Source organism: Rhizobium sp. SG570 (assembly GCF_012275345.1).
In the GTDB taxonomy this organism is placed as follows: domain Bacteria; phylum Pseudomonadota; class Alphaproteobacteria; order Rhizobiales; family Rhizobiaceae; genus Rhizobium; species Rhizobium lusitanum.
On sequence record NZ_JAAZQI010000004.1, the window covers coordinates 40,099 to 62,821 of the forward strand.

A 22,723-nucleotide genomic window follows, 5' to 3' on the forward strand; every position below is an offset into this window, starting at 1 on the left:
GCTCAGCCTCAGGCTGCGTTGGCTTTCGACAAGGCGCCGGCATCGAGGACAGCCATGAACTGGCGCAGCCACGACGGATGCGCCGGCCAGGCGGGCGCGGTGACGAGATTGCCATCGGCAACGGCATCATTGATGGCGATATCGGCATAGATGCCGCCGGCGAGCTCGACTTCGGGACTGCAAGCGGGATAGGCCGAGCATGTGCGCCCTTTGAGAACGCCGGCCGCCGCCAGCAATTGCGCACCGTGGCAAATGGCTGCAACGGGCTTGCCCGCCTCGAAGAAGTGCTGAACGGCCTTGATGACTTCTGGGTTCAGGCGCAGATATTCCGGTGCGCGGCCGCCGGGTACGACAAGCGCGTTGTAATCTTCGGCGCGGACGCTGGCGAAGGTGGCGTTCAGCGCAAAATTATGGCCGCGCTTTTCGGAGTAGGTCTGATCACCTTCGAAATCATGGATCGCGGTTGCCACCGTCTCGCCGGCATTCTTGCCCGGGCAGACCGCGTGCACCGTATAGCCGCAGGCAAGCAGCGTCTGGAACGGCACCATGGTCTCATAGTCCTCGGTGAAATCACCTGTTATCATCAGGATTTTCGCTGCTGGCATCGTTTTCCTCCCTCGAAACCAATCGTCACAGCTTAGCAAAGGAATGCGCGTCGCGGGTATTAGGCAAATACTACAAACGGCGCCCACGCATTTTTATCGCGCGGGCGGGCGACCAATATCCGGAAGCGCGCAGGCCTCGCCGCCGCCGAAGAGGCGGGAGCGGGTGAGAAACCGTTTCTCCCGCCCATTGTCGAGGGAGAACATGCCGCCACGGCCGGGCACGACATCGATGATGAGCTGTGTATGCTTCCAGGCCTCGAACTGGCTGCCGCTGATATAGACAGGCACGCCGCCGATCTCGCCGAGCTTGACGTCGTTGTCGCCGATCATGAAGTCATCCGTCGGATAGCACATGGGCGAGGAGCCATCGCAACAGCCTCCGGACTGATGGAAAAGGATATTGGGATGATCCTTCTGGATTTCCCGGATGAGGTCGAGCGCCTTGTCCGTCGCCAGAACCCTTGGCTCTGTGCCTATGTCATCCATGTTGATCTCCCATCGTGGTGATTGAAATGCACGAAAGCCCCCAGCTTCCGCTGGGAGCCTCGTTGGCTTCGTTGGGAGGTCTCAGAAGAAACCGAGCGCCTTGGGGCTGTAGCTCACCAGCATATTCTTGGTCTGCTGGTAGTGATCGAGCATCATCTTGTGCGTCTCGCGCCCGATACCGGACTGCTTGTAGCCGCCGAAGGCCGCATGCGCCGGATAGGCATGATAGCAATTGGTCCAGACGCGACCCGCCTGGATCTCGCGGCCGAAGCGATAGGCGCGGTTGCCGTCGCGGGTCCACACGCCGGCGCCAAGGCCATAGAGCGTATCATTGGCGATTTCGAGCGCTTCCTTCTCGTTCTTGAAGGTCGTCACCGACACGACCGGGCCGAAGATCTCCTCCTGGAACACACGCATCTTGTTGTGGCCCTTGAAGATGGTCGGCTTGATATAGTAGCCGCTCGACAATTCCCCGCCGAGATCGGCGCGCACTCCGCCCGTCAGGACTTCAGCACCCTCCTGCCTGCCGATGTCGAGATAGGAGAGAATCTTCTCCATCTGCTCGCTGGAGGCCTGCGCACCGATCATCGTTGCGGGATCGAGCGGATTGCCCTGCTTGATCGCTTCGACGCGCTTGATGGCCTTCTCCATGAAGCGGTCATAGACCGATTCCTGGATGAGCGCGCGGCTCGGGCATGTGCAGACCTCGCCCTGGTTGAGGGCAAACATGGCGAAGCCTTCGAGCGCCTTGTCGAAGAAATCATCGTCCTCCGCCGCAACGTCGGCGAAGAAGATGTTCGGCGACTTGCCACCCAGCTCGAGCGTGACGGGGATGAGGTTCTGGCTGGCATATTGCATGATCAGCCGGCCGGTCGTGGTCTCGCCGGTGAATGCAATCTTGGCGACGCGCGGGCTGGTGGCAAGCGGCTTGCCGGCCTCCAGACCGAAACCGTTGACGATATTGAGAACGCCGGGCGGCAGGAGATCGCCCACCACCTCGGCCCAGACCAGCAGCGAGGCCGGCGTCTGTTCGGCGGGCTTGATGACGACGCAATTGCCCGCGGCAAGCGCCGGCGCAAGCTTCCAGGCGGCCATCAGGATCGGGAAGTTCCACGGAATGATCTGCCCGACGACGCCAAGAGGCTCATGGAAGTGATAGGCGACCGTGTCGTGGTCGATCTCGCCGATCGAACCTTCCTGCGCACGGATGCAGGAGGCGAAATAGCGGAAGTGATCGATGGCAAGCGGAATGTCGGCGGCCATGGTTTCCCGGATCGGCTTGCCGTTATCCCAGCTTTCGGCCTGCGCCAGCACCTCCAGCTTATCTTCCATGCGCTGGGCGATCTTCATCAGGATGTTGGAGCGCTCAGCGGCGGAAGTCCTGCCCCATTTGTCCTTTGCCGCATGGGCGGCATCGAGCGCGGCATTGATGTCCTTTTCGTCGGAGCGCGGAATTTCGCAGATCTTGCCGCCGGTGATCGGCGTGAGGTTATCGAAGTATCTGCCACCGATCGGCTCGCGCCAAGCGCCGCCGATATAGTTGCCATATTTCAGTTTGAACGGAGATTCGACGATCTTCTGATGTAGCATGCCATCCTCCCTTGGTCGGCAGGTCCGGTAGATGGACCCGATGGGAGGAACCTGCGCCCATATGCGCCAAGGCGAAACCACCGCCCAGCGATGCCGCAGCGCACAGTGTCGCAACTCTGCGACATCTACAGCGCGCAAATGCGCATCGCGGGCGCATCAGTGCAGATTGAGCCGATTCATCTTCCGATGCAGGGTTGAGCGGCTCATGCCAAGCGCCAAAGCAGCTTGCGACACATTGCCGTTGGCGCGGAAAAGGGCTCGCAGCAGGGCGGCGCGCTCGGCTTCCAGCAGGTCTTCGCCCGCTTCCCCTTGCTGCTCGCTCAATACATCGCAGGCGGGAATTCCGGCGGCGATACGACGATCGTCCAGCTTCAGTGCGAGGCGGGCGGCTTTCGTCGCGCCGAGCACGAGATCATTGCGGTCGACCGCCAGAAGCGCCGAGGTGGAAGCCGTATCCGTCGGAACCATGACGAAGCGGGCGCCGGCAAAGGCGCTCCTGAACAGATTGAGTTCGATACGCAACGCCGCGTCGCGAACAGTTTGCGACAGGATTGCCAATGTCGCATCGTTGACGTCGTCGCGGCGGGTGGAAATGTCGAGCGCGCCAGCCAACTGACCGCGATGATCCCGGATCGGCGCGGTCGTGCAACTCAAGTCGATGTTGGAGCAAAAGAAGTGCTGATCGCGGAAAATCGCCACGGCCCGCTCGTCGGCAAGCGCAGTGCCGATGCCGTTCGTGCCGATACTTGCTTCCGTCCAGACCGAGCCGGTCCAGAGACCAAGATCGCGAAACTCCTTGTCGTCGCCGGCTGCGCCGCGGCGATCCAGCGCTATACCTTCCCGGTCGGTCAACAGCAGGCAGCATCCAGCTTTGCCGACAGCTAGAAAGAGGCGATCCAGTTCATTGGAAGCTTCCGCGATCAGTCGCTCCGAGCGCTCCACGGCAGTCGCGAATTCCTGCCCTGTCAGACTTACCGGCAAACGTTTCTCTTCCGGCGCGAGACGGTGCATCATCATGCATCGGCGCCAGGAAGCAACGACCGAAGAACTGGCCGCAGCCGACTGCGCTGACGCGTATACCTGGTCCGCATGCGCGGAATATTCGTGCATCTGGCTCCTCCCACCGAACCAACATCGATTGTCGCTAAAAAAACAAGGTAGCGCAATCCTCCACTGGTTCTTTTACCGTCCGCCAGCTGTGCGCTCTGCCATCCTCTTGACGACGAAGCCCCTTTCGGCCTCGCGGTGGCCGACCTTTCATGCAGGATCACCCGGATACTGAGCGCCATTGCCCGATAATCTCCCTCGAGCGTCGGATTTCGGGTGCTCCGATCCGCCGTGTCATGCGCAGGCAATCTCGAGGCCCCTAACATCAGTCATGCACTATAGCCGCCCCTTTCAGGCGGTTGTCAGCGTGCTGTTGTAGCGATGACGAAGTGATAAAGCGGAGTTTGAGGCGCAACTTCATGAGTGCCAGTTTCATCAGTAAGCGTGTTGCCTGTGATGGCAAGCTGGACTTCCGCGCGCGGGCCTGCAGGGTTCTGACCCCATGAAGAAAACCCTCGCAACGGCTACCGACACCTGTCGCGCACGCTGCATCAATGGCCTTCGACGATTCTTCGCAGCACCGACGCTCACCCCCCCTTCAAATCGAGCGTTTCTCGAACGTCCGATCGTGATCATCTCCATCTTCCTTGCCCTGTCTCTGCCGGTCATGATGACCGCCGACTACCCCTTGGGCGTCTGGATGAAATCATTTCCGGAGCAGCTTCGTGGAACGGCGAAATGGATCAGCAGCTTCGGCACCGGCCTCCTGGTTCTTTCGTTCAGCGGTGCTCTGCTGATATTCGCTATCCTCGCGCCCGCCCACAAATTGAGGAAATCGGCACGAACAGGCGCCGATCTTGTTGCCACCGCCGCGGCATTCGTCTTCTTATCGGTAGCAGGCGGCGGCCTTGTCGACTCGCTTGCCAAGAACATCATCGGCCGGGCTCGGCCGGAGCTGCTGCAGACGAACGGCGCATTTTATTTTCGACCCGTCGCCTTCCACGCGGACTTCGCGTCCTTTCCGTCCGGACACTCCGCGACAGCGGGCGCCATGGCGATGTCGTTGGCACTCGTCTTTCCGCGCCTGCGTCCCATATTCATGCCGGCCGGCGTACTGATCTGCCTGTCGCGTCAATGGGTCGGCGCCCATTGGGCGAGCGACACCTTGATGGGCTGGGGCGTCGGAATAGCCTTCGCCTTGTGGCTGGCCCACGCTTTTGCCCGCCGCCGGCTGCTCTTCACCTATGGCTCCGATGGCCGCCTGTGCCCGGGAGAGCGGTATAAAACAGTCCTCATGACCCTGCGCGCGCTCCTGCGGCGCAGGCCGGTAACCGCGAAAGAAGAAGCAACCTCCGTACCGGCGACGGCATGCCCATCACAGTCAAGCCTCGCCTCCCACACCTTGGAAATCCGATCCTGAGCCGGCGGTGAGCGCCGACACATCGGCCCCCTACGGAGAAATGCAAATATCGGGCATGGGCAGCGACGGATTTACCGATCTCCGCCGTTTAAGCGCTGAAGGGACAACAACTAAGTTCTTTGGGAATAGAGGCTACATCATGAGAAAGATTACTTTATTGGCCCTGGCGGCCGCAGCTTGCTTTGCCGCCGTTGCACCGGCCGAAGCCCGTGACGGATGCGGTATCGGCTTCCATCGCGGCCCTTACGGCGCATGTCGCCCCAATCGCGGGCCGGTTGTCGTCGTGCCCGCCGGCCCACGCTATGGCGCCTTCTATCCGGGACGCGGCTATTGGGATGGGCGCCGCTACTGGATGCACCGCGAGCGGTGGCATGGCGGATGGCGCTACCGCTAAATAGATCCTGCAAGATTAGCGTGGCCCAACCCGGAAAGTAGGGCCACGCGGCCTTAAATGACAAGGCATGGGGGCGTCCAAGCCATCCCTGGTCTTATGGCACGAGCAGTAGTTTTCCTGTCGTTTTGCGGCTTTCCATGTCCTCATGCGCACGGCGCGCATCCGCCAATGAATAGACGCCGCCTATGTTGACCCGCAGCTTGCCGTGCTCGATCCATTCGAAGAGGCGGGAAGAGCGGGCAATAAGAAGCTCTGACGTATGAACGTGATCGAAGAAGGTGGCGTAGCCGATCTTGATGCTGCGCGGCAAGCTCATGATATCCAAGGGGCCTGGGCCGCCAAGAACTGGCCCGAACCAGCAGAATGTCCCCGCCCGCCTCAGGGAATCGAGCGATCCTTGAAATGTCTTCGGGCCGGAGCCGTCATAGACAACATGGACTCCCTCCCCTCCGGTGATGCGCATCACCGTATCGGCGAATTTGCCTTCCGTATCTACGATCACATGGTCGGCACCCACGGATTTTGCGATACTGCTTTTGTCTTCGCTGGAGACGCGGCCGATCACCTGCCCTCCGCGCAGCTTGATGATCTGCGTCAGCAGCAAACCGACGCCGCCGGCAGCGGCGTGAACGAGCGCGATATCGCCTTGTTGCACGGGATAGAAGTCGGTCGCGAAATGGCTGGCGGTCAGCCCCTGCATCATGACGGCCGCCGCCGTCCGGTCGTCGATGGCTGCCGGTATCGGTACTAGCGCGCGCTCAGGAATGGCGATGCGTTCGGCATAGCTTCCCGGCGCATAGACCCAGGCAACGCGATCGCCGACCTGAAAGCTTTTGACACCCGCGCCAATGGCCAAAACATGACCTGCCCCCTCGACGCCAAGCGGCTTGGGATTGGGCATATCGGTCCAGGCCATGCCCTGTCGCACGCCAATATCCATGAAATTTACGCCGGCCACATGCACCTGCACCAAGACTTCTCCCTCGCCGGGAACGGGATCCGGTCCGTCGACATGTTGCAGGACGTGCGAGCCGCCAACAGCGGTCATGACGATCGATTTCATCTTCATCTCCTTATTTGAACAATCATTCCAAAACTGGGCAAAAAAAATTCCTTATCGCAGGCCCCGAAGCGCAAGGCGGGCAAGGGCGAGCAAACTATCGCCTCCGACCCCAGCTCGGGCAGCCAGACGGATCGCGGCGATGTTGGACGTCAAGAACTGCGCGGCCTGCTCGGGGTCGATGTCCCCGGCAATGCTGCCTTCGCTCTGCGCCTCACGTACACGCTCGATGACCGCTGCATGCAACCTGCGGCCGGCGGCTTCGTGAATCGTCGTCAACTCAGGCTGACTTGTCCCAAATTCGCAGATCGAACCGACACCGAGACAGGCCTCGGAGGCTGTCGCCACGACACGCGCCAGCAGGGCATCGATGCCATCTATAGATTGTGGTCCCGTTTTCAGCGCAGTAAGGTGCGCCTCGGTCTCCTGTGCCGCATAGCGGCGCACCGCTTCGAGATAGAGGCGCCACTTGTCGCCGAAAGTGTCGTAAAGGCTTTGCCGCCCGATATGAAGGGCTTCCACAAGCATGGTGGCTGAGGTCGCTGCATAGCCTTTGTCGCGGAAGACCGAAATCGCCGCATCCAGAGCCGCCAGTTCATCGAATTCCTTTGGTCTTGCCATGAGCGGTACATAGTAATTATTGAATGATCAGTCAAGAATAATATTGTTTCCGTAAAGCCTGTCTTCTGAACGCATGACGATACGCCTCTCGCGTTTGGAAACACCCGACCGTTGCAAGCGACATCACAACCTTTTGTAGGCTCTGGCGGCGAGCGTGGAAGGCGTGCAATTGACGTATCGTCGACAAAAGGACAAAGCTGCCGCTAAAGCGGGCTTTGTAAGACACCGATGCACGCATGAGCGAGAGCAATACCATCGAACATCAAGGCCCCATCATCGTCTTCGATGCCATGTGTGTCCTTTGCTCGGCCAACGCCCAGTTCGTGCTGCGCCACGACCGCATCGGCCGCTTTCGCCTCGCCTCCATGCAGAACGAGACGGGAGCCAGGCTCTATCGGCTGTGCGGCATCGATCCCGCCAATCCGGATAGTTTGATCATCGTGGACGGCGAGAAGGTGTTGCGGGATAGCGACGCGGTGCTTTCGATCTATGCGGGCCTCGGCTGGCCCTGGAAAGCGCTCGCCCTGCTGAACGTCGTGCCCCGGATGCTGCGCGATCCAGCCTATCGCTGGCTCGCCCGCAATCGCTACCGCTTTTTCGGCAAGCGGGAGACTTGCTGGCTGCCGACGCCGGAGCAGGCAGACCGTATCCTTTAAACAAGGTTCTCGTTTTTGGTCGGTATGGCGGGTTCGGCTCGCGCCTGTCGCGACACTTGCCCGATGGTGGTTTCGAGGAGCGCCCTATCCTATCCTCTCTTCAATTCCTCTTCCGCCCCCATCGCAAACGCCGCCACCGTTCTGTTGCGCCCGCTCAGCTTTGCCTGGAGCAAGGCACCATCAGCACGATTGATCAACGTCGTCGTCGGCCCTGAAACAGGAGACGAGGCTATGCCGACCGAGATGGAAAGAGGCCCGACGATGCGTCCGCGATAGGAGAAGGGTGTGGTGAACACACTGGTGCGCAGTTTCTCGGCGAGCCCGAAGCCTTCCTCGTCCGCAATATCGGTGGCGATCACCGTCAGTTCCTCCCCGCCGAACCGGTAAGCCGTGCCGGCGGCGGCGACCGTATCGGAGACGATCTGCGCGACATGGCGCAATACCTCATCCCCGGCATCATGACCGAATTCGTCGTTGAAGCGCTTGAAGTGATCGATGTCGATCATGATGCAGACGACCGTGCGGGCGGACTTATCCCTGTGAAGATTGTTCAGCGCCTCGTCGAGAGACCGCCGATTGAACAGGCCGGTCAGGGCGTCGCGCACGGCAAGGCTCATCAGCTTGTCGCGCAGCCGCAGGTTGGCGATGGCAAGGCCGATGTTCTCGGCGATCAGTTCAAGATAGAGCCGCGGTGCGTCGGCGGCGGTTGCATCCTTCGAGCGGTCTTCAAAATAGAGGAGCCCGATCGCCTCGCCGAGCGCCGTCAAGGGAACGCAGAGCCCCGGCACACCGGAATCATCCAGATGCTGACAGGGAATATCGTTGTCCGCGACATGGCTCACATGCGGCCGTCCGCGGCGCAGCCCCCAGCAAGCAGCCGCCGGGAAGGAGGGTTGGGTATGGGCGGGATCCAGCCATCGGCTGACCTCGGCGAGCGCGGTCCTGCTTTCGTTCATCGTATAGAGGCATCCGGCGATCCCCGGAAAGATTTGCGGTACGAAAAGGGCGACCACTTCCGCCAGTTCGTTCTGGGCATAGCAGGCCTGAAGACGGTGCATCATCTGCAGGATGAGATCCTTGGTCCGCTGGTCCTGCTTGCGCTCGTCATCGAGCCGATTGCGCTCCAGGCCGTTCTCGCGGAAGATCTGGATGGCGTCGTTCATCTCCCCGATCTCGTCGCGCCGGCGATCGGGCGGCACTTCGAAGGTAAAATCCTGCTTGGCAAGCCGGTTGACGATTCCCGTCATCCTCATCAGCGGAATGGCGACGCGGCGCCGCAGCACGAAATAGAGCACGGCGAGGAACACCGCGGCGGTCAACGCCAGAATCACCTTGGCGATATCGGCCCAGAGGTCACTGCGCGCTTGAGCATTGCGCATCGCCGCCTCCGTGCGGGCGGTTGCCAGCGCGCGGAACTGAGTGACAGCGTCGAGGAGCGCCGTCTGCACACGCTCGTGTTCCGGTCCGAACAGAGTGTCGCGTGCACCGGTCTGGTTGCCCCCACGGTAGAAGGCCACCGCAGCTTCCTCTATCTTATCAAGTGCTTCAGCGTTGACCGCAACCTGCTCCACGACCTGAAGCTCACGATCGGGAACACCGAGCCCACGCAATGTGCCGACGGTGGCATCGCGACGGCGCTCCTCACCCTCGTCGACAGTGAAGGCATCAAGATGCCTGGCCTCGCCGCGCATGACATAGAGACGCGCCTCGTCCGTCGTCTCCTCCGCGCCCAAGGCAAGTTCTTCTCCGAGGCTGTTCAGCAACAGATGTTGCTCGATGGCTTGCCTTTCCTGGGTGGCGCTTCGAGCCGACAGAATGAAAGCCGCGGCGGACAGCACGGTCAGGACCACGGTAATGCCGTAGGCCCAATTCGTAATTGTCGTGATTCTCATATGCCGGCTTCCTTTGCAGTTAGCTCTCGCGGCCTTAAACTATTCTTTTTCGGAGCTTTAGCTATGGCATTTGCTTATTAAGATAAAGCTTGAATGAACTGCTGAAAGAGCCCGATGGAGCGCATTGATCAGGGAGCGATGCGGTCGCCAGTCCCCAAGCGTTCAACCACCATCATGAAAAACAGCGTACATAGGTGATTGCGTAGGGCTGACGGGAATCCCGGCTCCGGCCATTAGGTCGATTCCAAGACTCCCGGCTGTCGTCAGGGGTGAACACGACAGCGCGGTCACCAAATCGAGTTTCGGATTTGCAATCCATCTACTGAGCAAAAGCTGGAAAACACAAGTTTAAGCTCCACAAGCGACTGCTTCATTTCGAGGCACTGTCGCATGATCAGGAAACCGATCAGCCGCAACAAGATTGTCTGCTGATAGACTTAGGCTGCCAGGACCAACCCAACCGTGCAATTCCTGAATAGCTCCTTGGGCTCTGCACAGATTCTGCAAATACGCGCGCCATCCTCGCGCCATGAACAACGCACCCGAAGAAACCGTCGCTCCACCCGTCCGCCTGCCCCATAGCCTTCTCAAGGAAGGCTGGTGGCTGGTGGAAGATCCTCAGCCTCAAACCGATCTCCCGGCTCGGACACCAAGGGTCATACCCTTTATCGCTGCGGGGCGAACCGTGGGGGGCCGATACGCATGAGTGCCTCGGATATACCGGCTCAGCCGGCTAACCCCACACGCAACGTCAGCCGCAAGCTCTTGATACTGATCGCTCTCGTAGCACTCGCCGACCTCCTCCTCTTCGGCAGAGAGCCGGGCCTCAACCTTTTCCTCTTCGTCAATGCCATCGCCGCGGGCGTGCTGCTTTGTTCGAGAAAGCCACAGTCTCTTCCAAAGGCTACAGGGCTTCTGGCTCTCGCTTTTGTCCTGTCGGCGCCGCTTCTCGAGACCACATCCTGGATGGGCATCGCTCTCAGCTTGCTCGGCATCACATGCGTCTCGCTTGCCGCCACGGGACTTTTTCCACGAAGACTGGTCCGTTTGCCGGTCGTGCTGTTCCGCTTTCTTCTGGACCTGCCGCTGCGGCCGTTCCGCCGAGCGGCCTACGGTCGTCTCCGGCACTCCCGAAGGCCGACGCCGGAGATGATCTGGCATCATCTTCGCGGCTGGATCATGCCGCTCAGCTTTACAGCCGGGTTCGTCGCCCTCTTCGCAATGGCCAATCCGCTGATCGACAAGGTACTACGCAGCTTCGATCTTGCGTATTTTCTGCAATTTCTGGATGCGTGGCGCATCGGCTTCTGGCTCATCGTCGCCGCCTTCGTATCTGTCTTGCTTCGCCCGCGCCTCAAACGCCTCGCTCGGCGTCGCCCAGATCAGGCTTCCGAGGCCGTCAAACCCGAGAGCGCGTTTTTCGGACATGCGGCCCTGCTGCGCTCGCTCTTTGTGTTCAACGCACTGTTTGCAATGCAGTCTCTCCTGGATCTCACCTATCTCTGGGGCGGAGTAAATCTGCCTGACGGTATGAGCCACGCCGAATATGCGCATCGCGGCGCCTATCCATTGATGGTGACGGCACTTCTGGCCGCGGCCTTCGTGCTCGCCGCCATGCGCCGCGACGGGCCAGGTAACAGGAGCGCCCTTGTTCGCGGCCTCGTGCATCTGTGGATCGCGCAAAACATCTTGCTCTGCTTCTCCTCCATCCTCAGACTCGATCTCTACGTCGAATCCTACTCGCTGACGGAGCTGCGGGTCGCGGCCGGCATCTGGATGGGTCTCGTCGCCATGGGTCTCTTTCTCATCCTCCTGCGTATCCTGCTGCAGCGCTCCAACGAATGGTTGGTCGCGCTCAGCCTGGCGACGCTGGTTGTGACGCTCTACGCCATTGCCCTTGTCGACATTCCCGCCTTCATCGCCCGCTTCAATGTCGCCCACAGCAGCGAGGTGGCAGGCGAAGGTATGCCGCTCGATATCGATTATCTGTCGACGCTTGGGCCATCCGCAATACCTGCGCTCGATACTTATCTGGCATCGTTACCCGCCGAAGCGGAACGAGCCGCTCCTGCGAGCAAGGTCCGGAGCGCACTTGTAGTGGACGAATGGCAGCGATCGCGCGACTGGAGAAGCTGGACTTTCCGCGCCGCCCGCCTCGATCGCTATCTTCGCGACCACACAACCCTTGCAAGATGAGGCCGAAACGAAGAAAAACGAGCAAGAGAACCAAAGCAGGCATCGCATGGTCAAGCGCATCCTCGTCGTCGACGATGAACCCAATATTCGCGACGTGACTTGCTTCGCGCTCGATCGCGCCGGCATGGCGACGACAACAGCCCGCAACGGCACAGAGGCCATGATGGCTTTTCATCGTGGCGATCTCGATCTGATCGTGCTCGATGTCGGCATGCCCGAGATGGATGGTCTGGAAGTCTGCCGCCGGATCCGCAGGACATCCAATCTCCCGATCCTGTTCCTCTCGGCGCGCGACGAAGAAATAGACCGCATCCTAGGGCTCGAGATCGGCGGCGACGATTACGTCACCAAACCCTTCAGCCCGCGTGAACTGGTCGCCCGGGTCAAGACTATTCTGAAACGCTCCGGGCATGGCACGGGACCGGACGCCAAGGAAAATTCCGTATCCGCCGGCTTGTTGCGCCTCAATCGCGGCGGCCGGACTGCGACCTTCGCCGATACGCCGCTGGCTCTGACGGGTCTTGAATTCGCTATCCTCGACACGCTGTTGTCACGTCCGGAGATCGTCTTCAACCGCGATCAGCTCATGGAGGCAGCATACGGGGCCGATATCCAGGTTGCCGACCGCACCATAGACAGCCATATCCGCAATATCCGCGCCAAGCTTTCAGCCGCCGGTGGCAAGGGCATCATCGCCACGGTACACGGCATTGGCTTCAAATTGACATCAGGCGTGGAGGGAGGCGCATGATGCGCAGCCCGCTGGTGAAGCCGAAGTGGCGGCCGCCGCTCTACCTCATCGTCTATGCCGTGCTTCTAACCGTAATGACGCTTCCTGTGCTGACCGTCATCTGGTTTCGCGCGGTGCGGGCCGCGTCCGGCGCCATGGCACCGGCCGAAATCGCTACTCTGGCCGTCGTTCTGGTCCTGACACTCGTGGTCGCCTATGTGTTGACGCGAACCCTGACGGTGCCCATTAACGCCCTGATCGCACGAACGGAGGAAATCGCCCGCGGCGGCAGAGCCGCTATCCGGCCGCTCGACAATTACGGTACGCGGGAGGTGGCGACACTTTCGCAAAGTTTTCTCGACCTTGCCGGCAAGCTGGTCGATCATTCAGACCACGTCCGCTCCTTCGCAGCGCACGTCTCGCACGAGCTGAAATCCCCCCTCACCTCGATCAAGGGCGCTGCGGAGTTGTTGCGCGACGATGACGACGACAATCCGATGAGCCAGACGCAGCGGAACCATTTCCTCGCCAATATCATCGCGGATACCGACCGCCTTGACACGCTGTTGTCACGCCTGCGCGATCTGGCGAAGGCCGAACTGCCATCCGAGCCGGGCCTGACCAACATCGAGGACATCGTCGCCCAGCTGGCCAGAAACTTCCGCCAATTGGCTGTCATCGATGATGGAAGTACCAAAAGCGCGATTGCTCTGCCCAGCGAGGTCGCCGGCATCATTTTTGCCAATCTGGCCGAAAATGCCTCTCAAAACGGCGCGACTATACTCGGGATCAAGTCGGCGCCCGACGAGCGTAAGCTGACGATCGAAATTCGCGACAATGGCTCCGGTATTGCCGAAGGCAATCGCGAGCGCATCTTCGAACCGTTCTTTTCGACGCGCCGGGAAGAGGGCGGCACCGGCATGGGCCTTGGCATCGTCCGGGCAATGCTCGCCTCGCATGGCGGCAGCATCGAGTTGCTGGAGAGCGGCGATGACGGCACGACCTTTCAGATTATCCTGCCGCATGTCTCGTAATGCTTGAACGACGCAGATTAAAAAGGGGGCGACGGTTGGATCCGCCGCCCCCATTCGTGGGGTCATGAAGCGTTAGGCCGCTTGCGATTCCGAAATGCTTTCCAGCGCCATCGCCCGCGCCGTCACGAAATCGATCTTGCCGGAACCGAGGACGGGGACCTTGCCGACGGTCACCTCGGCCGGGACCATCATCTCGGTGGCGCCCTTCGCCTTGGCAAAGGCCAGGAACTCGCTTCGCGTGGCATTCGGCTGATCGGTCAGGAGAACGACGCGTTCACCCTTCTTGGCGTCAGGCACGGCCGAGACCACGCTGAGCGCGCCGGGCCAGAGCTGGGCGGCGAGCGTCTCGACCGCGGCAAGCGAGATCATCTCGCCGCCGATCTTGGCGAAGCGCTTGGCCCGGCCGCGGATCTTCACGAAACCGTCTTCGTCGATGATGACGATATCGCCGGTATCATGCCAACCCTCCGGCAGCGGTTCGATGACGCCGGGATTGTCGGCGCGCATATAGCCGGCCATCACATTGGCGCCGCGGATGAGCAGACGCCCGCCCTCATCGATACCGGCAACCGGCTCGAGCTTCCATTCCATGCCCGGCATGATCTTGCCGACCGTCCCAGAGCGGTTGTACATCGGCGTGTTCAGCGAGATGACCGGGGCCGCCTCGGTGACGCCATAGCCTTCCAGGATGCGCAGGCCGAACTTTTCCATATAGACCTCGCGGGTCGAGGCCTTCACCGGTTCGGCGCCGGAGAAGATGTAGCGGATCGATCTAAGATCGTAGGGATGAGCGCTGCGCGCATAGCCGTTCAGGAACGTATCCGTGCCGAAAACGATGGTGGCGTTCGAGACGTAAATCAGCTCCGGCACGATGCGATAGTGCAGGGGCGACGGATAGAGGAAAATCGGCACGCCCGAGACCAGCGGCAGGATGGTGCCGGCCGTCAGACCGAAGGAGTGGAACATCGGCAGGATGTTGAACACCTTGTCGCCCGGATGGAAATCGATGCGCGAGGCCGCCTGGGCTGCGTTCGACAGGATGTTGCGGTGGGTAAGCACCACACCCTTCGGCGCACCTTCCGAACCCGAGGTGAAGAGGATCACGGCCGGATCATCGGCACTGCGCTTGACCAGCGGCCGATATTTGCGGATGAGGCCGAAGATCTTGTCGAGGAAGGTAATTTGCGTGCGCAGCTCGTCGAGCCAAACGAACTCGACCTGCTTTTCAAGCTCCTCGACAACGGGGCCAAGCTTGGCTTGCGTGACGAAGGCGCGCGAGCAAAGGATATGCCTGACTTCGGCGGTCTTGCAGGCGGACAGGATATTGGCGGCGCCTGCGGTGAAGTTCAACATGGCCGGCACTTTGCCTGCCGACATGACGCCGAGCACGGTCGCAGCCGTACCATTGGCGTTCGGCAGCATGACGCCGAGGGTCTTGTCGGCCGGGAACATCTTCTTGAATTTCGCACCCAGCACCGCGGCACCGGTGAGCAGCTTGGCATAGGACAGCTTGCCGGAGAGCGGATCCTCTACGGCCAGTTTTTTGCCACCGTATTCATGGGCGCTTTCGATGACGCGACCAAGCACGGTATTATCGGTATCCGCCGTGCGGAACATCAGCGCCGACATGATCTGGTAGAGTGCAGCACCGGCCGCGATGCGCCGCTTGCGGCCTTTCAGTTCCAGGGGAACGTCGAGCTTCACCGGCTCAAGGATCGTTACCTTGACCTTGGGGAAGAGGCGGCGGCGGACATGGCTTGAGGTGAGGTAAGAGGCATAGCTCTTTTCCAGACCGTCGATACGAACGGGCACGATCATCGCGCCCGTCTTGTCGGCAACCATGGCAGCGCCGTCATAGACCTTCATCAGCGTGCCGGTAACCGTCAGGCGTCCCTCCGGGAAGATCCCGACCGGGCTGCCGTCCTGGATGACCTTGATCAGGGAACGCGTCGCCATCGGCTTGGTCGGATCGAGCGGCAGGAACTTGCACTTCGTCAGCAGAGGACGCACCCACCACTTCTTCGCAAAGGCATAGTCGATGGCGAAGACCGGCTCTTCCTCGGTGATGGCGAGCGCCAGCGCGCCGTCGAGCAGGCTCACATGGTTGAGGGCGATGATCGGCGCCGGGCCGGCCTTGCGGATGTTTTCCAGGCCCTCGACTTCCAGCCGCATGAACGCGCGGAAGATGATGGAGATGAGATCGCGGAAGGCATTGGTCGGCAGCGTCTTCAGCATCGCCCAGGCGATCACGACGTTGAGCGCCGAGATGCTGAGGACGATCACCGGGATCGACAAGCCGACGGCCTGCAGCACAGCCACCAGCGCCAGGCCGACCGCTATGAAGAGTGCGGACAGCACGTTTGCCGCGCCGATGACGCGGGCGCGGCGGTCCTCATTCGCCCAGCTCTGCATGGCGGCAAAGGTGGGAACGGCGAGGAAGGCGCCACCGATTGCCATGCCGGCCAGATCGACCGCGACACGGATTGTCTTCGGCCCTTCGAAGAAGGCGAGAATGGACTCGGTATGCGAGCTGGACTGAAGACCCCAAAGGTTCCAGGCGAGATCGAGACCGAAGAGCGCGACGATCAACATGCCCACGGGCGCCGGCAGGAGCACGATGCGGCCGGCGGCCATCCAGCCGGCGATGGCCGAGCCGATGGCGACGGATATGGCAAAGATCGCCAGATAGGCGGGAACGACGATTTCCGAACCGCCGAGAATGTCAGTCACCATGATCGGCAGCATCGACATGATGAAGGCCCCGACGAACCAGAACCAGCAATTCATCAGCGACGCACGCCAGATACGGCTGTCTGCACGAAGCTCATTAACGAGCCGGTAGCTGGAGCGGATGACGTTCCTATCGACGACAAGATCGGGCGCCTTGGAGCCGGTTGAGGGGATCATGCGTGCGGCAAACCAGCAGAGGACGGAAAGCCCCATCATCATCGGGCCGAAGATCCAGACGTTGTCCCCCTGCCGGAAGGCGACGGCCGAGACCATCGTGCCGGTGAGAATGGCGATGAAGGTTCCGCCCTCGATCCAGGCATTCGCCTTGGGAAGGTCCCTGCTTGCGAGGTGATCCGGCAGGATGCCGTATTTGATCGGCCCGAAGAGCGAGGAGATGACGCCGAAGCCGAAAAGGGCGAGCATCAGGATCCAGATGGACGAAAAGGCGATGCCCACCACCGAGATGGCTGCGACGACGAGTTCGCAGCGCTTCAGAAGCTCGGCTATCTTGGCTTTGTCGTATTTGTCGGCAAGCTCGCCGGCAATCGCCGAAAGCAGCAGGAACGGCACGATAAAGATGCCGCCCGCCAGCGTCACCAGCGCGGCACCCTGGGCTGCCATCTGCGCGAGAATGACGAAAATCAAAGTCTGCTTGAGAAAATTATCGTTGAAGGCGGTGAGGAACTGCGTCCAGAACAGCGGCGCGAATTTCCTCGATCTCATCAAATGGGTTTGCATGACGTTCCCCTTGTTCGGTGAACAAGACGCCACAGAGTGGTTACGCAAAGGTTGAGCGCGAATACAACTCTGTGGCGTCGTTAATAAAGGTTAGTCTTGACCGTCACGATTGAACTTAACGAGAAGCTTCTCGGTGCGGGCATCCTCCACCTTGCGGATCAATTTGTCAGCCTCGGAATTATCGCGAACCGTCTTGGTAACGTTGACCGTCGTCTGCACCAGCATCAGGATGCCCATGGCGAGATAGCCTTTGCCCCATAAGTCGATCGGCATCATGTAAAGGCCGACGAAGAGCATAAATGCGGCGGCGGCAAAGGAGACATAGGAAAAGCTGACCCAGGCCTGGGAATGTTTCTGGAAGCTGTCGTTCATGATCGTACCCTCTCTAATATGTTTGGTGTGTTCGGTTTCAGGCTGCTGAATTCATGCGCTCGCGCAGGCGGGCAAGCACGTCGTCGGCCGAGGGACCGAGCGGTGCACCGAAGCCGGCATTGGCGAGCTTTTCGATGATGATTGCGGGCCGGTTTGCGGCGTCCATTTCCTTCAGGGTTGACGTGGCAATTTCGCATCGATCCTGATAGGCGCGAAGACGGGCCAGCGTCTCCTCGGCTTCGTCCAAGTTCGCCAAACCTGAGCCATCATTGCAGACTGCATTCAGCTTCTGTGTCTGCTCGGTCGCACGCGCCAGGCGCTCGCCGCGCTGTAACCCCTGCAGGCGCGCTTCCGAGGACCGGACTGTCGCCTTGAGCTTGGCGATCGTCGTGGCGAATTGCGCCTGTGCCTTCTCGGAGGAACCGCGCTCGGCTTCAAGCTCGGCAATCGCCTCGGCCGCTTGCCGGGCGAGTTCGTCATTGCCCTTCTGCAGGGCCGCGACGGCCCGGGTTTCCAGATCCGCGATGCGACCGACGATCGCCGCGTGCTGGCTCTTTTCCTGCTCATTCTGTGCGACGGCGATTGCCACCGCCCGCCGCGCCGACTGAATGGCGCCGGCTGCATCGCGGATCTGCTGGGCAAGCAGAGGCATGGCGTTGCGATCGATGAACGCCTGCTCCGCATCATAGGCCCGACCGCGGATGAGCGTCAGAATTACATTGAACATTTGTCGTCTCCTGTTTATGAACGATGTTCACGAAGAGAGATATGCCAGACTCATGAACGTTGTTCAAGGATAATTTGAACAACGTTCAAAAAATCGGATCGGAATGGTTAATGGCGAGAAAAACCCAGGAAAAGCGCGAGGATCTGAAGCTGCGGCTGATCGAGGCGGCGCGCCATCGCATCGCGGCCGATGGCCTCTCCAACTTGCGAGCACGCGATGTCACGCAGGATGTCGGCTGCGCTCTCGGAGGACTCTATACCGTCTTTGCCGATCTCGACGATCTCGTCATCCACGTCAATTCGGCGACATTGAAAGCACTGGAGGCCTCTCTTGCTCTGGCTGAGGTCAAGGACCGAACGCCGGCGGATCGGCTGCGCAACCTTGCACGCGGCTATCTGCGATTCGCAGTCACCAACCGCAATCTATGGAAGGCGCTCTTCGACCATCGCCCGCCGGACGAACGCCCTACCCCCGAATGGCATCTGGAAGAGCATATGTTCCTGATGGGCATCATCGCCGAACCGCTTGCCGAGCTGCAGCCCGCCATGTCCGAGACGGCCCGCGCCATTCGCGCCCGAACGCTGTTCGGAGCTGTGCATGGCGTCGTCAGCATCAGCCTTGAGGGACGCTTCGTCGGCCTGCCCGTCGAAAGCCTGGAAAAGGAGCTCGACGACTTCATCCTGACGGTCGCGGCAGGGGCCGCGGTGCGGTAGCGCTATGCGTGTTTTGGGGCACTCAAGGATGTGACGGCGCGTATGTCCTGATATCGCCGAAGGCGTAGCCGCGCTGACGAAGCGTGCGGATAAGCGCCTGCAGGTTTTCCTGTCCATTGAATTGATCCTGAAACATCTCATCATGCATGAGCAGGATCATCTTGCCCGGCTGGGTAAAGCGGCCGTACTGAAAGAGGTGATCGATTTCGTTGATCAGATGGTCCACCGATTGCACCGGCTTGCCGTCATTGCTGTGCACCCATTCGAAATCCCAGCCATAGAGATAGAAGCCCGCTTCGGCGACGAGCTCGTAATCCAGCCATTCGCGCTCCCATTGGGCGACGTTGATGGAAAGATCCTCCCTGGAAACAGTCGGAAGCCGAAAGACGTCCCTGCCCGGCAATCGCGCATTCACCATCGGCGTGAGGCCGAGCACCTGGTTGGCGTGAAGCATGTCCGCGACGACAGCCTGGGTGTTGGAGTAATACCGCCTGTAGCGATTGTTGGCGTGGGTGTAGCTGTGATTGCCGACCGTCACCAGCGGCATTGCCTTTGCCTCGGCCAGCAAATCGCGGCCCGCAGGGATGGTTTCCACATGCAGGCCGACCATGAACATGGCTGCCGGGACATTTTCCTTACTCAACACGGAAAGGACGTTTTTCGTCCCCGGCAAGGGGCCATCGTCAAACGTCAGGTAGATCGTCCGGTCGGCGGCTGAGGCGCCGATGGCGCAGGCTGTGAGGAAGAGGCCCGCAAGCAGCCATCTGAACACCGCATTCCACGGGGAATTCAATCCGCCCAAACCTGCAACCTCCCGCTTCATTGCAGCAAACTGGCATATCGTTTCCGACAAGGAAAGCAGCATGGCGCCCCGAAAAGCAAAGGGCGCTCGACCCATTTCTGGGGAGCGCCCTTGCTTTTAACCCGGACAGCGAACACCGCGTCGACACAGAAATGTCAGCGCGGCAGGCCATCGATACAGGTGATGGCGTGCAAATAATAGCGAATCGCGCATTTTGCAAGAGCGAACTTCAAGGAAATGCTCAGGGTCCGCCAAAAGGGAGAATCCTTCGGCTTCGTCCTCGCATAACCGCGATATCGCGCTTCAATCAGGCAGCCTGAAGGGCTGCGTCCCTGGGAATCTCGACATCGATCTCCAGCATGGAGACATGCTCGTCGCGATCCATCTTGACCTGCACCTTATCGCGATCGACCTGAACATGCTTGGCGATGACGGCCAGGATTTCCTCGCGCAGAATGGATACGAGATCCGAGTCCACCGAGGCACGTTCATGGGCAAGGAGAATCTGCAGGCGCTCGCGCGCCATGGGTGCAGATTGCTGCTTGCGGAACAGTCCGAAAATGTTCATGCGGCCCTCCTTGCGAAGATCTTGCCGAAGATGCCCCGCTTTTCGCCGGGGATGGTGATCGGCAGCTGCTCGCCGGCAAGGCGGCGTGCGGCTTCGAAATAGGCGAGAGCCGGCGCACTGCGGGCATCCGCGAGCGTCACCGGCGAACCGATATTGGAAGCACGAAGAACATCCATGCTTTCCGGAATGATCCCGAGCAGGGGAATGGAGAGTATCTCCAGCACGTCATCGACCTTCAGCATGTCGCCGCGCTCTGCGCGAGCGGCATCGTAGCGGGTCAGCAGCAGGTGCTTCTCCATGCGCTCGCCGCGCTCGGCCTTCAGCGTCTTGGAGTCCAGCAAGCCGATGATACGATCGGAATCGCGTACCGAGGATACCTCGGGATTGGTGACGACAACAGCGACGTCGGCGTGCCGCATCGCAAGCGTTGCGCCGCGCTCGATCCCGGCCGGGCTGTCGCAGATGACCCAGTCGAAGTGGTTCTTGAGCTCATTGATGACACGCTCGACACCCTCGGGCGTCAGGTTGTCCTTGTCGCGCGTCTGCGAAGCCGGCAGCAGGAAGAGCGTTTCCAGCCGCTTGTCGCGGATCAGGGCCTGCGGCAGCCTGGCATCGCCATGGATGACGTTGACCAGATCGTAGACCACGCGCCGTTCGGCTCCCATCACCAGGTCGAGATTGCGGAGGCCGACGTCGAAATCGACGACGACGACCTTTTCGTTTCTCTGCGCCAGAGCCGCCCCCAATGCGGCAGTCGAAGTCGTCTTCCCAACTCCGCCCTTGCCTGATGTGACGACGATTACCTTGCCCATCTCGCTCTCCTGTTTTGGCCCGCTTCGGCTCAGATTAGTTTTTCTGCCATGATCGTCTCGCCATCCAGCCAGAGCTGGACGGGTTGTCCGCGAAGGCCGGGTGCGACGTCTTCCGCCATTTTGTAGATGCCATCGATCGCCAGCAGCTCGGCCTCGAGCTTGCGGCAAAAGATTCGCGCCGATGCATTGCCGATAGATCCGGCCATGGCCCGGCCGCGCAAGGTGCCGTAGATATGCACGGACCCTCCGGCGATGATTTCCGCGCCTGATGCCACCGATCCGATGACGGTGACATCCCCCTCCGGAAAGATCACCGACTGGCCCGAACGGACCGGCTCGCGGATGATCAGCGATTGGGTCACCGGGCGAACCTCGGCGGGCGCCGGCTTGCTTTCGCTGTTTCGCCGTTCGACGACCGGCTCGGTCTCGGTCACCTCGAAATCGGCTGCCGGACGACCGCCCTTCAGCACCGGCGGCATGCCGGCCCCGACGATGGACGGACGTCCGCCCTCGATGCCCATGATGCTGACATTGCGGGCGGCAAGCTCGCCGATCAGCTCCTTGAGCTGCGCACGATCGATCGGCAGATCGGTTATGTCGAGCACGACCGGCCGCCCAAGAAAGAAGCCGGCCGAACGGGCTGCAAGGTCATCGAGCCTTATCAACCACTGGTCCAGCGGCAGATCGGGCGAAAGCATGACCGCAAGAAAAGAGCGGCCCTTGATACGGATCGAGCGAGCGTCTGTTAGCACTTTGGTCATCTATGTGAATAAATCGTTGACCTTGTGTACCGTTGACATGGTTAACAGTTGGTTAACGTCCGCTGTGATTTAGGCTTGATCCGCCCCATACGGCGGCAATGCTCGCAAGCGGCGAGAGCTCTTTCGAACCAGGATCGTAGACGCACGGCGCGGCAAATATAGCTGCGGCGGCGAGAAGAAGAATAATTGGTCTCATGAGGCTCTCCAGATGCGAGGCCGGAGCCGATCCGCATCATCCCGCGAACGCGGAGGCGGCCCCGCAGGTTAAATTTTGCGGTGTCGACAACGACATTGCGCGCCGCGCATTCAAGCGAGCGGCGCGCAATATCAACGCTTAAGCGACGCTCAGGCGAGCTTCAGTTCGACATTGATGTTGCCGCGGGTCGCCTTCGAATACGGGCAGGTCTGGTGTGCTTCTTCGACGAGCGTCCTTGCCAGGTCGGGTTCGATGCCGGGCATGCTGACAGTCAAGCGTGCCTGCAGGAAATAGGCACCTTCCGTGGTCCCCAGATCCACTTCCGCATCGACCGCAAGATCGGCCGGGAGCTTGATCTTCCGCTTGCCAGCGGCAAGGCCCATCGCGCCGATGAAGCATGCCGACCATCCGGCCGCGAAAAGCTGCTCGGGGTTGGTGCCGGCGTGGGCGCTGCCGGGAGGCGAAAGCTGGACATCCAGTTGGCTGTCATCGCTGCGCGCGGAGCCATCGCGGCCACCGATGGTATGGGTTTTGGCGGTGTAGAGAACCTTGTCGATCTTCGTCATGGAACAC

The 22,723-nt window shown here is 60.6% G+C and carries 22 protein-coding genes; 7 read left to right on the top strand and 15 right to left on the bottom strand.

The genetic code is table 11. The features are described 5' to 3' along the window. Positions 1-8 precede the first annotated feature (8 nt). The 4 genes from FHT28_RS10100 to FHT28_RS10115 form a co-directional block, all read right to left on the bottom strand. Positions 9-605 carry a DJ-1/PfpI family protein gene (locus FHT28_RS10100; RefSeq protein WP_168596157.1) on the bottom strand — a complete coding sequence of 199 codons (597 nt, stop codon included), beginning with the start codon at positions 603-605 and terminating at the stop codon, positions 9-11. A 93-nt stretch (positions 606-698) separates the two neighbouring features. After that, positions 699-1,091, bottom strand: a complete 393-nt coding sequence (locus tag FHT28_RS10105) for a DUF779 domain-containing protein (RefSeq protein WP_047554553.1) — start codon at positions 1,089-1,091, stop codon at positions 699-701. Between the two features lie 81 nt (positions 1,092-1,172). Next, entirely contained in the window at positions 1,173-2,681 is a 1,509-nt protein-coding gene (gene adh, locus FHT28_RS10110; RefSeq protein WP_168596158.1) for an aldehyde dehydrogenase, read from the bottom strand. Between the two features lie 156 nt (positions 2,682-2,837). Next, positions 2,838-3,791 carry a helix-turn-helix domain-containing protein gene (locus FHT28_RS10115; protein WP_168596159.1) on the bottom strand — a complete coding sequence of 318 codons (954 nt, stop codon included), beginning with the start codon at positions 3,789-3,791 and terminating at the stop codon, positions 2,838-2,840. Between the two features lie 439 nt (positions 3,792-4,230). On the opposite strand from FHT28_RS10115, the gene FHT28_RS10120 reads away from it, so the two are divergent. Both FHT28_RS10120 and FHT28_RS10125 read left to right on the top strand, forming a co-directional pair. Next, on the top strand, positions 4,231-5,148 hold the full coding sequence (locus tag FHT28_RS10120) for a phosphatase PAP2 family protein (RefSeq protein ID WP_168596160.1): 918 nt from the start codon (positions 4,231-4,233) through the stop codon (positions 5,146-5,148). A 139-nt stretch (positions 5,149-5,287) separates the two neighbouring features. After that, positions 5,288-5,542 carry a hypothetical protein gene (locus FHT28_RS10125; protein ID WP_047554547.1) on the top strand — a complete coding sequence of 85 codons (255 nt, stop codon included), beginning with the start codon at positions 5,288-5,290 and terminating at the stop codon, positions 5,540-5,542. A 94-nt stretch (positions 5,543-5,636) separates the two neighbouring features. On the opposite strand, the gene FHT28_RS10130 is transcribed toward FHT28_RS10125, so the two are convergent. Both FHT28_RS10130 and FHT28_RS10135 read right to left on the bottom strand, forming a co-directional pair. Beyond that, positions 5,637-6,605 (bottom strand): quinone oxidoreductase, encoded by a 969-nt coding sequence (locus FHT28_RS10130; protein ID WP_168596161.1) that lies wholly within the window; start codon positions 6,603-6,605, stop codon positions 5,637-5,639. Between the two features lie 51 nt (positions 6,606-6,656). Next, positions 6,657-7,223 (bottom strand): TetR/AcrR family transcriptional regulator, encoded by a 567-nt coding sequence (locus tag FHT28_RS10135; protein ID WP_047638400.1) that lies wholly within the window; start codon positions 7,221-7,223, stop codon positions 6,657-6,659. Positions 7,224-7,459: 236 nt separating this feature from the next. Between FHT28_RS10135 and FHT28_RS10140 the strand changes: the two genes are divergently transcribed. After that, positions 7,460-7,879: a thiol-disulfide oxidoreductase DCC family protein gene (locus FHT28_RS10140; RefSeq protein WP_168596162.1), complete on the top strand. Its 420-nt coding sequence runs from the start codon at positions 7,460-7,462 to the stop codon at positions 7,877-7,879. 89 nt (positions 7,880-7,968) lie between these two features. Here the strand turns inward: FHT28_RS10140 and FHT28_RS10145 are convergent, their stop codons facing one another. Further along, positions 7,969-9,771: a diguanylate cyclase gene (locus FHT28_RS10145; protein WP_168596163.1), complete on the bottom strand. Its 1,803-nt coding sequence runs from the start codon at positions 9,769-9,771 to the stop codon at positions 7,969-7,971. 702 nt (positions 9,772-10,473) lie between these two features. On the opposite strand from FHT28_RS10145, the gene FHT28_RS10150 reads away from it, so the two are divergent. The 3 genes from FHT28_RS10150 to FHT28_RS10160 are packed head-to-tail and all read left to right on the top strand — an operon-like array spanning position 10,474 to position 13,731. Further along, the gene (locus tag FHT28_RS10150; protein WP_168596164.1) at positions 10,474-11,967 is read left to right on the top strand and encodes a DUF4173 domain-containing protein; all 1,494 of its coding nucleotides are present in this window, start codon (positions 10,474-10,476) and stop codon (positions 11,965-11,967) included. Positions 11,968-12,013: 46 nt separating this feature from the next. Then, positions 12,014-12,718, top strand: coding sequence for a response regulator (locus FHT28_RS10155; protein ID WP_113108920.1), 705 nt, complete (start codon positions 12,014-12,016; stop codon positions 12,716-12,718). Further along, on the top strand, positions 12,718-13,731 hold the full coding sequence (locus FHT28_RS10160; protein ID WP_168596360.1) for a HAMP domain-containing sensor histidine kinase: 1,014 nt from the start codon (positions 12,718-12,720) through the stop codon (positions 13,729-13,731). The genes FHT28_RS10155 and FHT28_RS10160 overlap by 1 nt, the downstream gene beginning before the upstream one ends. Positions 13,732-13,803: 72 nt before the next feature. Here FHT28_RS10160 and FHT28_RS10165 read toward each other — a convergent pair whose 3' ends face one another. The 3 genes from FHT28_RS10165 to FHT28_RS10175 form a co-directional block, all read right to left on the bottom strand. Continuing rightward, positions 13,804-17,199: an acyl-[ACP]--phospholipid O-acyltransferase gene (locus tag FHT28_RS10165; protein WP_168596165.1), complete on the bottom strand. Its 3,396-nt coding sequence runs from the start codon at positions 17,197-17,199 to the stop codon at positions 13,804-13,806. A 90-nt stretch (positions 17,200-17,289) separates the two neighbouring features. Then, positions 17,290-17,571, bottom strand: a complete 282-nt coding sequence (locus FHT28_RS10170) for a YiaA/YiaB family inner membrane protein (RefSeq protein ID WP_034506376.1) — start codon at positions 17,569-17,571, stop codon at positions 17,290-17,292. Between the two features lie 37 nt (positions 17,572-17,608). Continuing rightward, entirely contained in the window at positions 17,609-18,298 is a 690-nt protein-coding gene (locus FHT28_RS10175; protein ID WP_168596166.1) for a PspA/IM30 family protein, read from the bottom strand. A 110-nt stretch (positions 18,299-18,408) separates the two neighbouring features. On the opposite strand from FHT28_RS10175, the gene FHT28_RS10180 reads away from it, so the two are divergent. Next, positions 18,409-19,011, top strand: coding sequence for a TetR-like C-terminal domain-containing protein (locus tag FHT28_RS10180; protein ID WP_168596167.1), 603 nt, complete (start codon positions 18,409-18,411; stop codon positions 19,009-19,011). A 22-nt stretch (positions 19,012-19,033) separates the two neighbouring features. On the opposite strand, the gene FHT28_RS10185 is transcribed toward FHT28_RS10180, so the two are convergent. From FHT28_RS10185 to FHT28_RS10205, 5 genes are all read right to left on the bottom strand, one after another. Further along, complete coding sequence (locus FHT28_RS10185) at positions 19,034-19,813, bottom strand: polysaccharide deacetylase family protein (RefSeq protein WP_246704837.1); 780 nt, start codon at positions 19,811-19,813, stop codon at positions 19,034-19,036. Positions 19,814-20,120: 307 nt separating this feature from the next. Then, the gene (minE, locus tag FHT28_RS10190; RefSeq protein WP_037192635.1) at positions 20,121-20,381 is read right to left on the bottom strand and encodes a cell division topological specificity factor MinE; all 261 of its coding nucleotides are present in this window, start codon (positions 20,379-20,381) and stop codon (positions 20,121-20,123) included. Further along, complete coding sequence (gene minD, locus FHT28_RS10195; protein WP_037192637.1) at positions 20,378-21,193, bottom strand: septum site-determining protein MinD; 816 nt, start codon at positions 21,191-21,193, stop codon at positions 20,378-20,380. Before minD ends, minE begins: the two co-directional genes overlap by 4 nt. A 29-nt stretch (positions 21,194-21,222) precedes the next feature. Next, complete coding sequence (gene minC, locus FHT28_RS10200) at positions 21,223-21,954, bottom strand: septum site-determining protein MinC (RefSeq protein WP_047638396.1); 732 nt, start codon at positions 21,952-21,954, stop codon at positions 21,223-21,225. 345 nt (positions 21,955-22,299) lie between these two features. Then, the gene (locus tag FHT28_RS10205; RefSeq protein ID WP_037192642.1) at positions 22,300-22,716 is read right to left on the bottom strand and encodes an organic hydroperoxide resistance protein; all 417 of its coding nucleotides are present in this window, start codon (positions 22,714-22,716) and stop codon (positions 22,300-22,302) included. Positions 22,717-22,723: the final 7 nt, after the last annotated feature.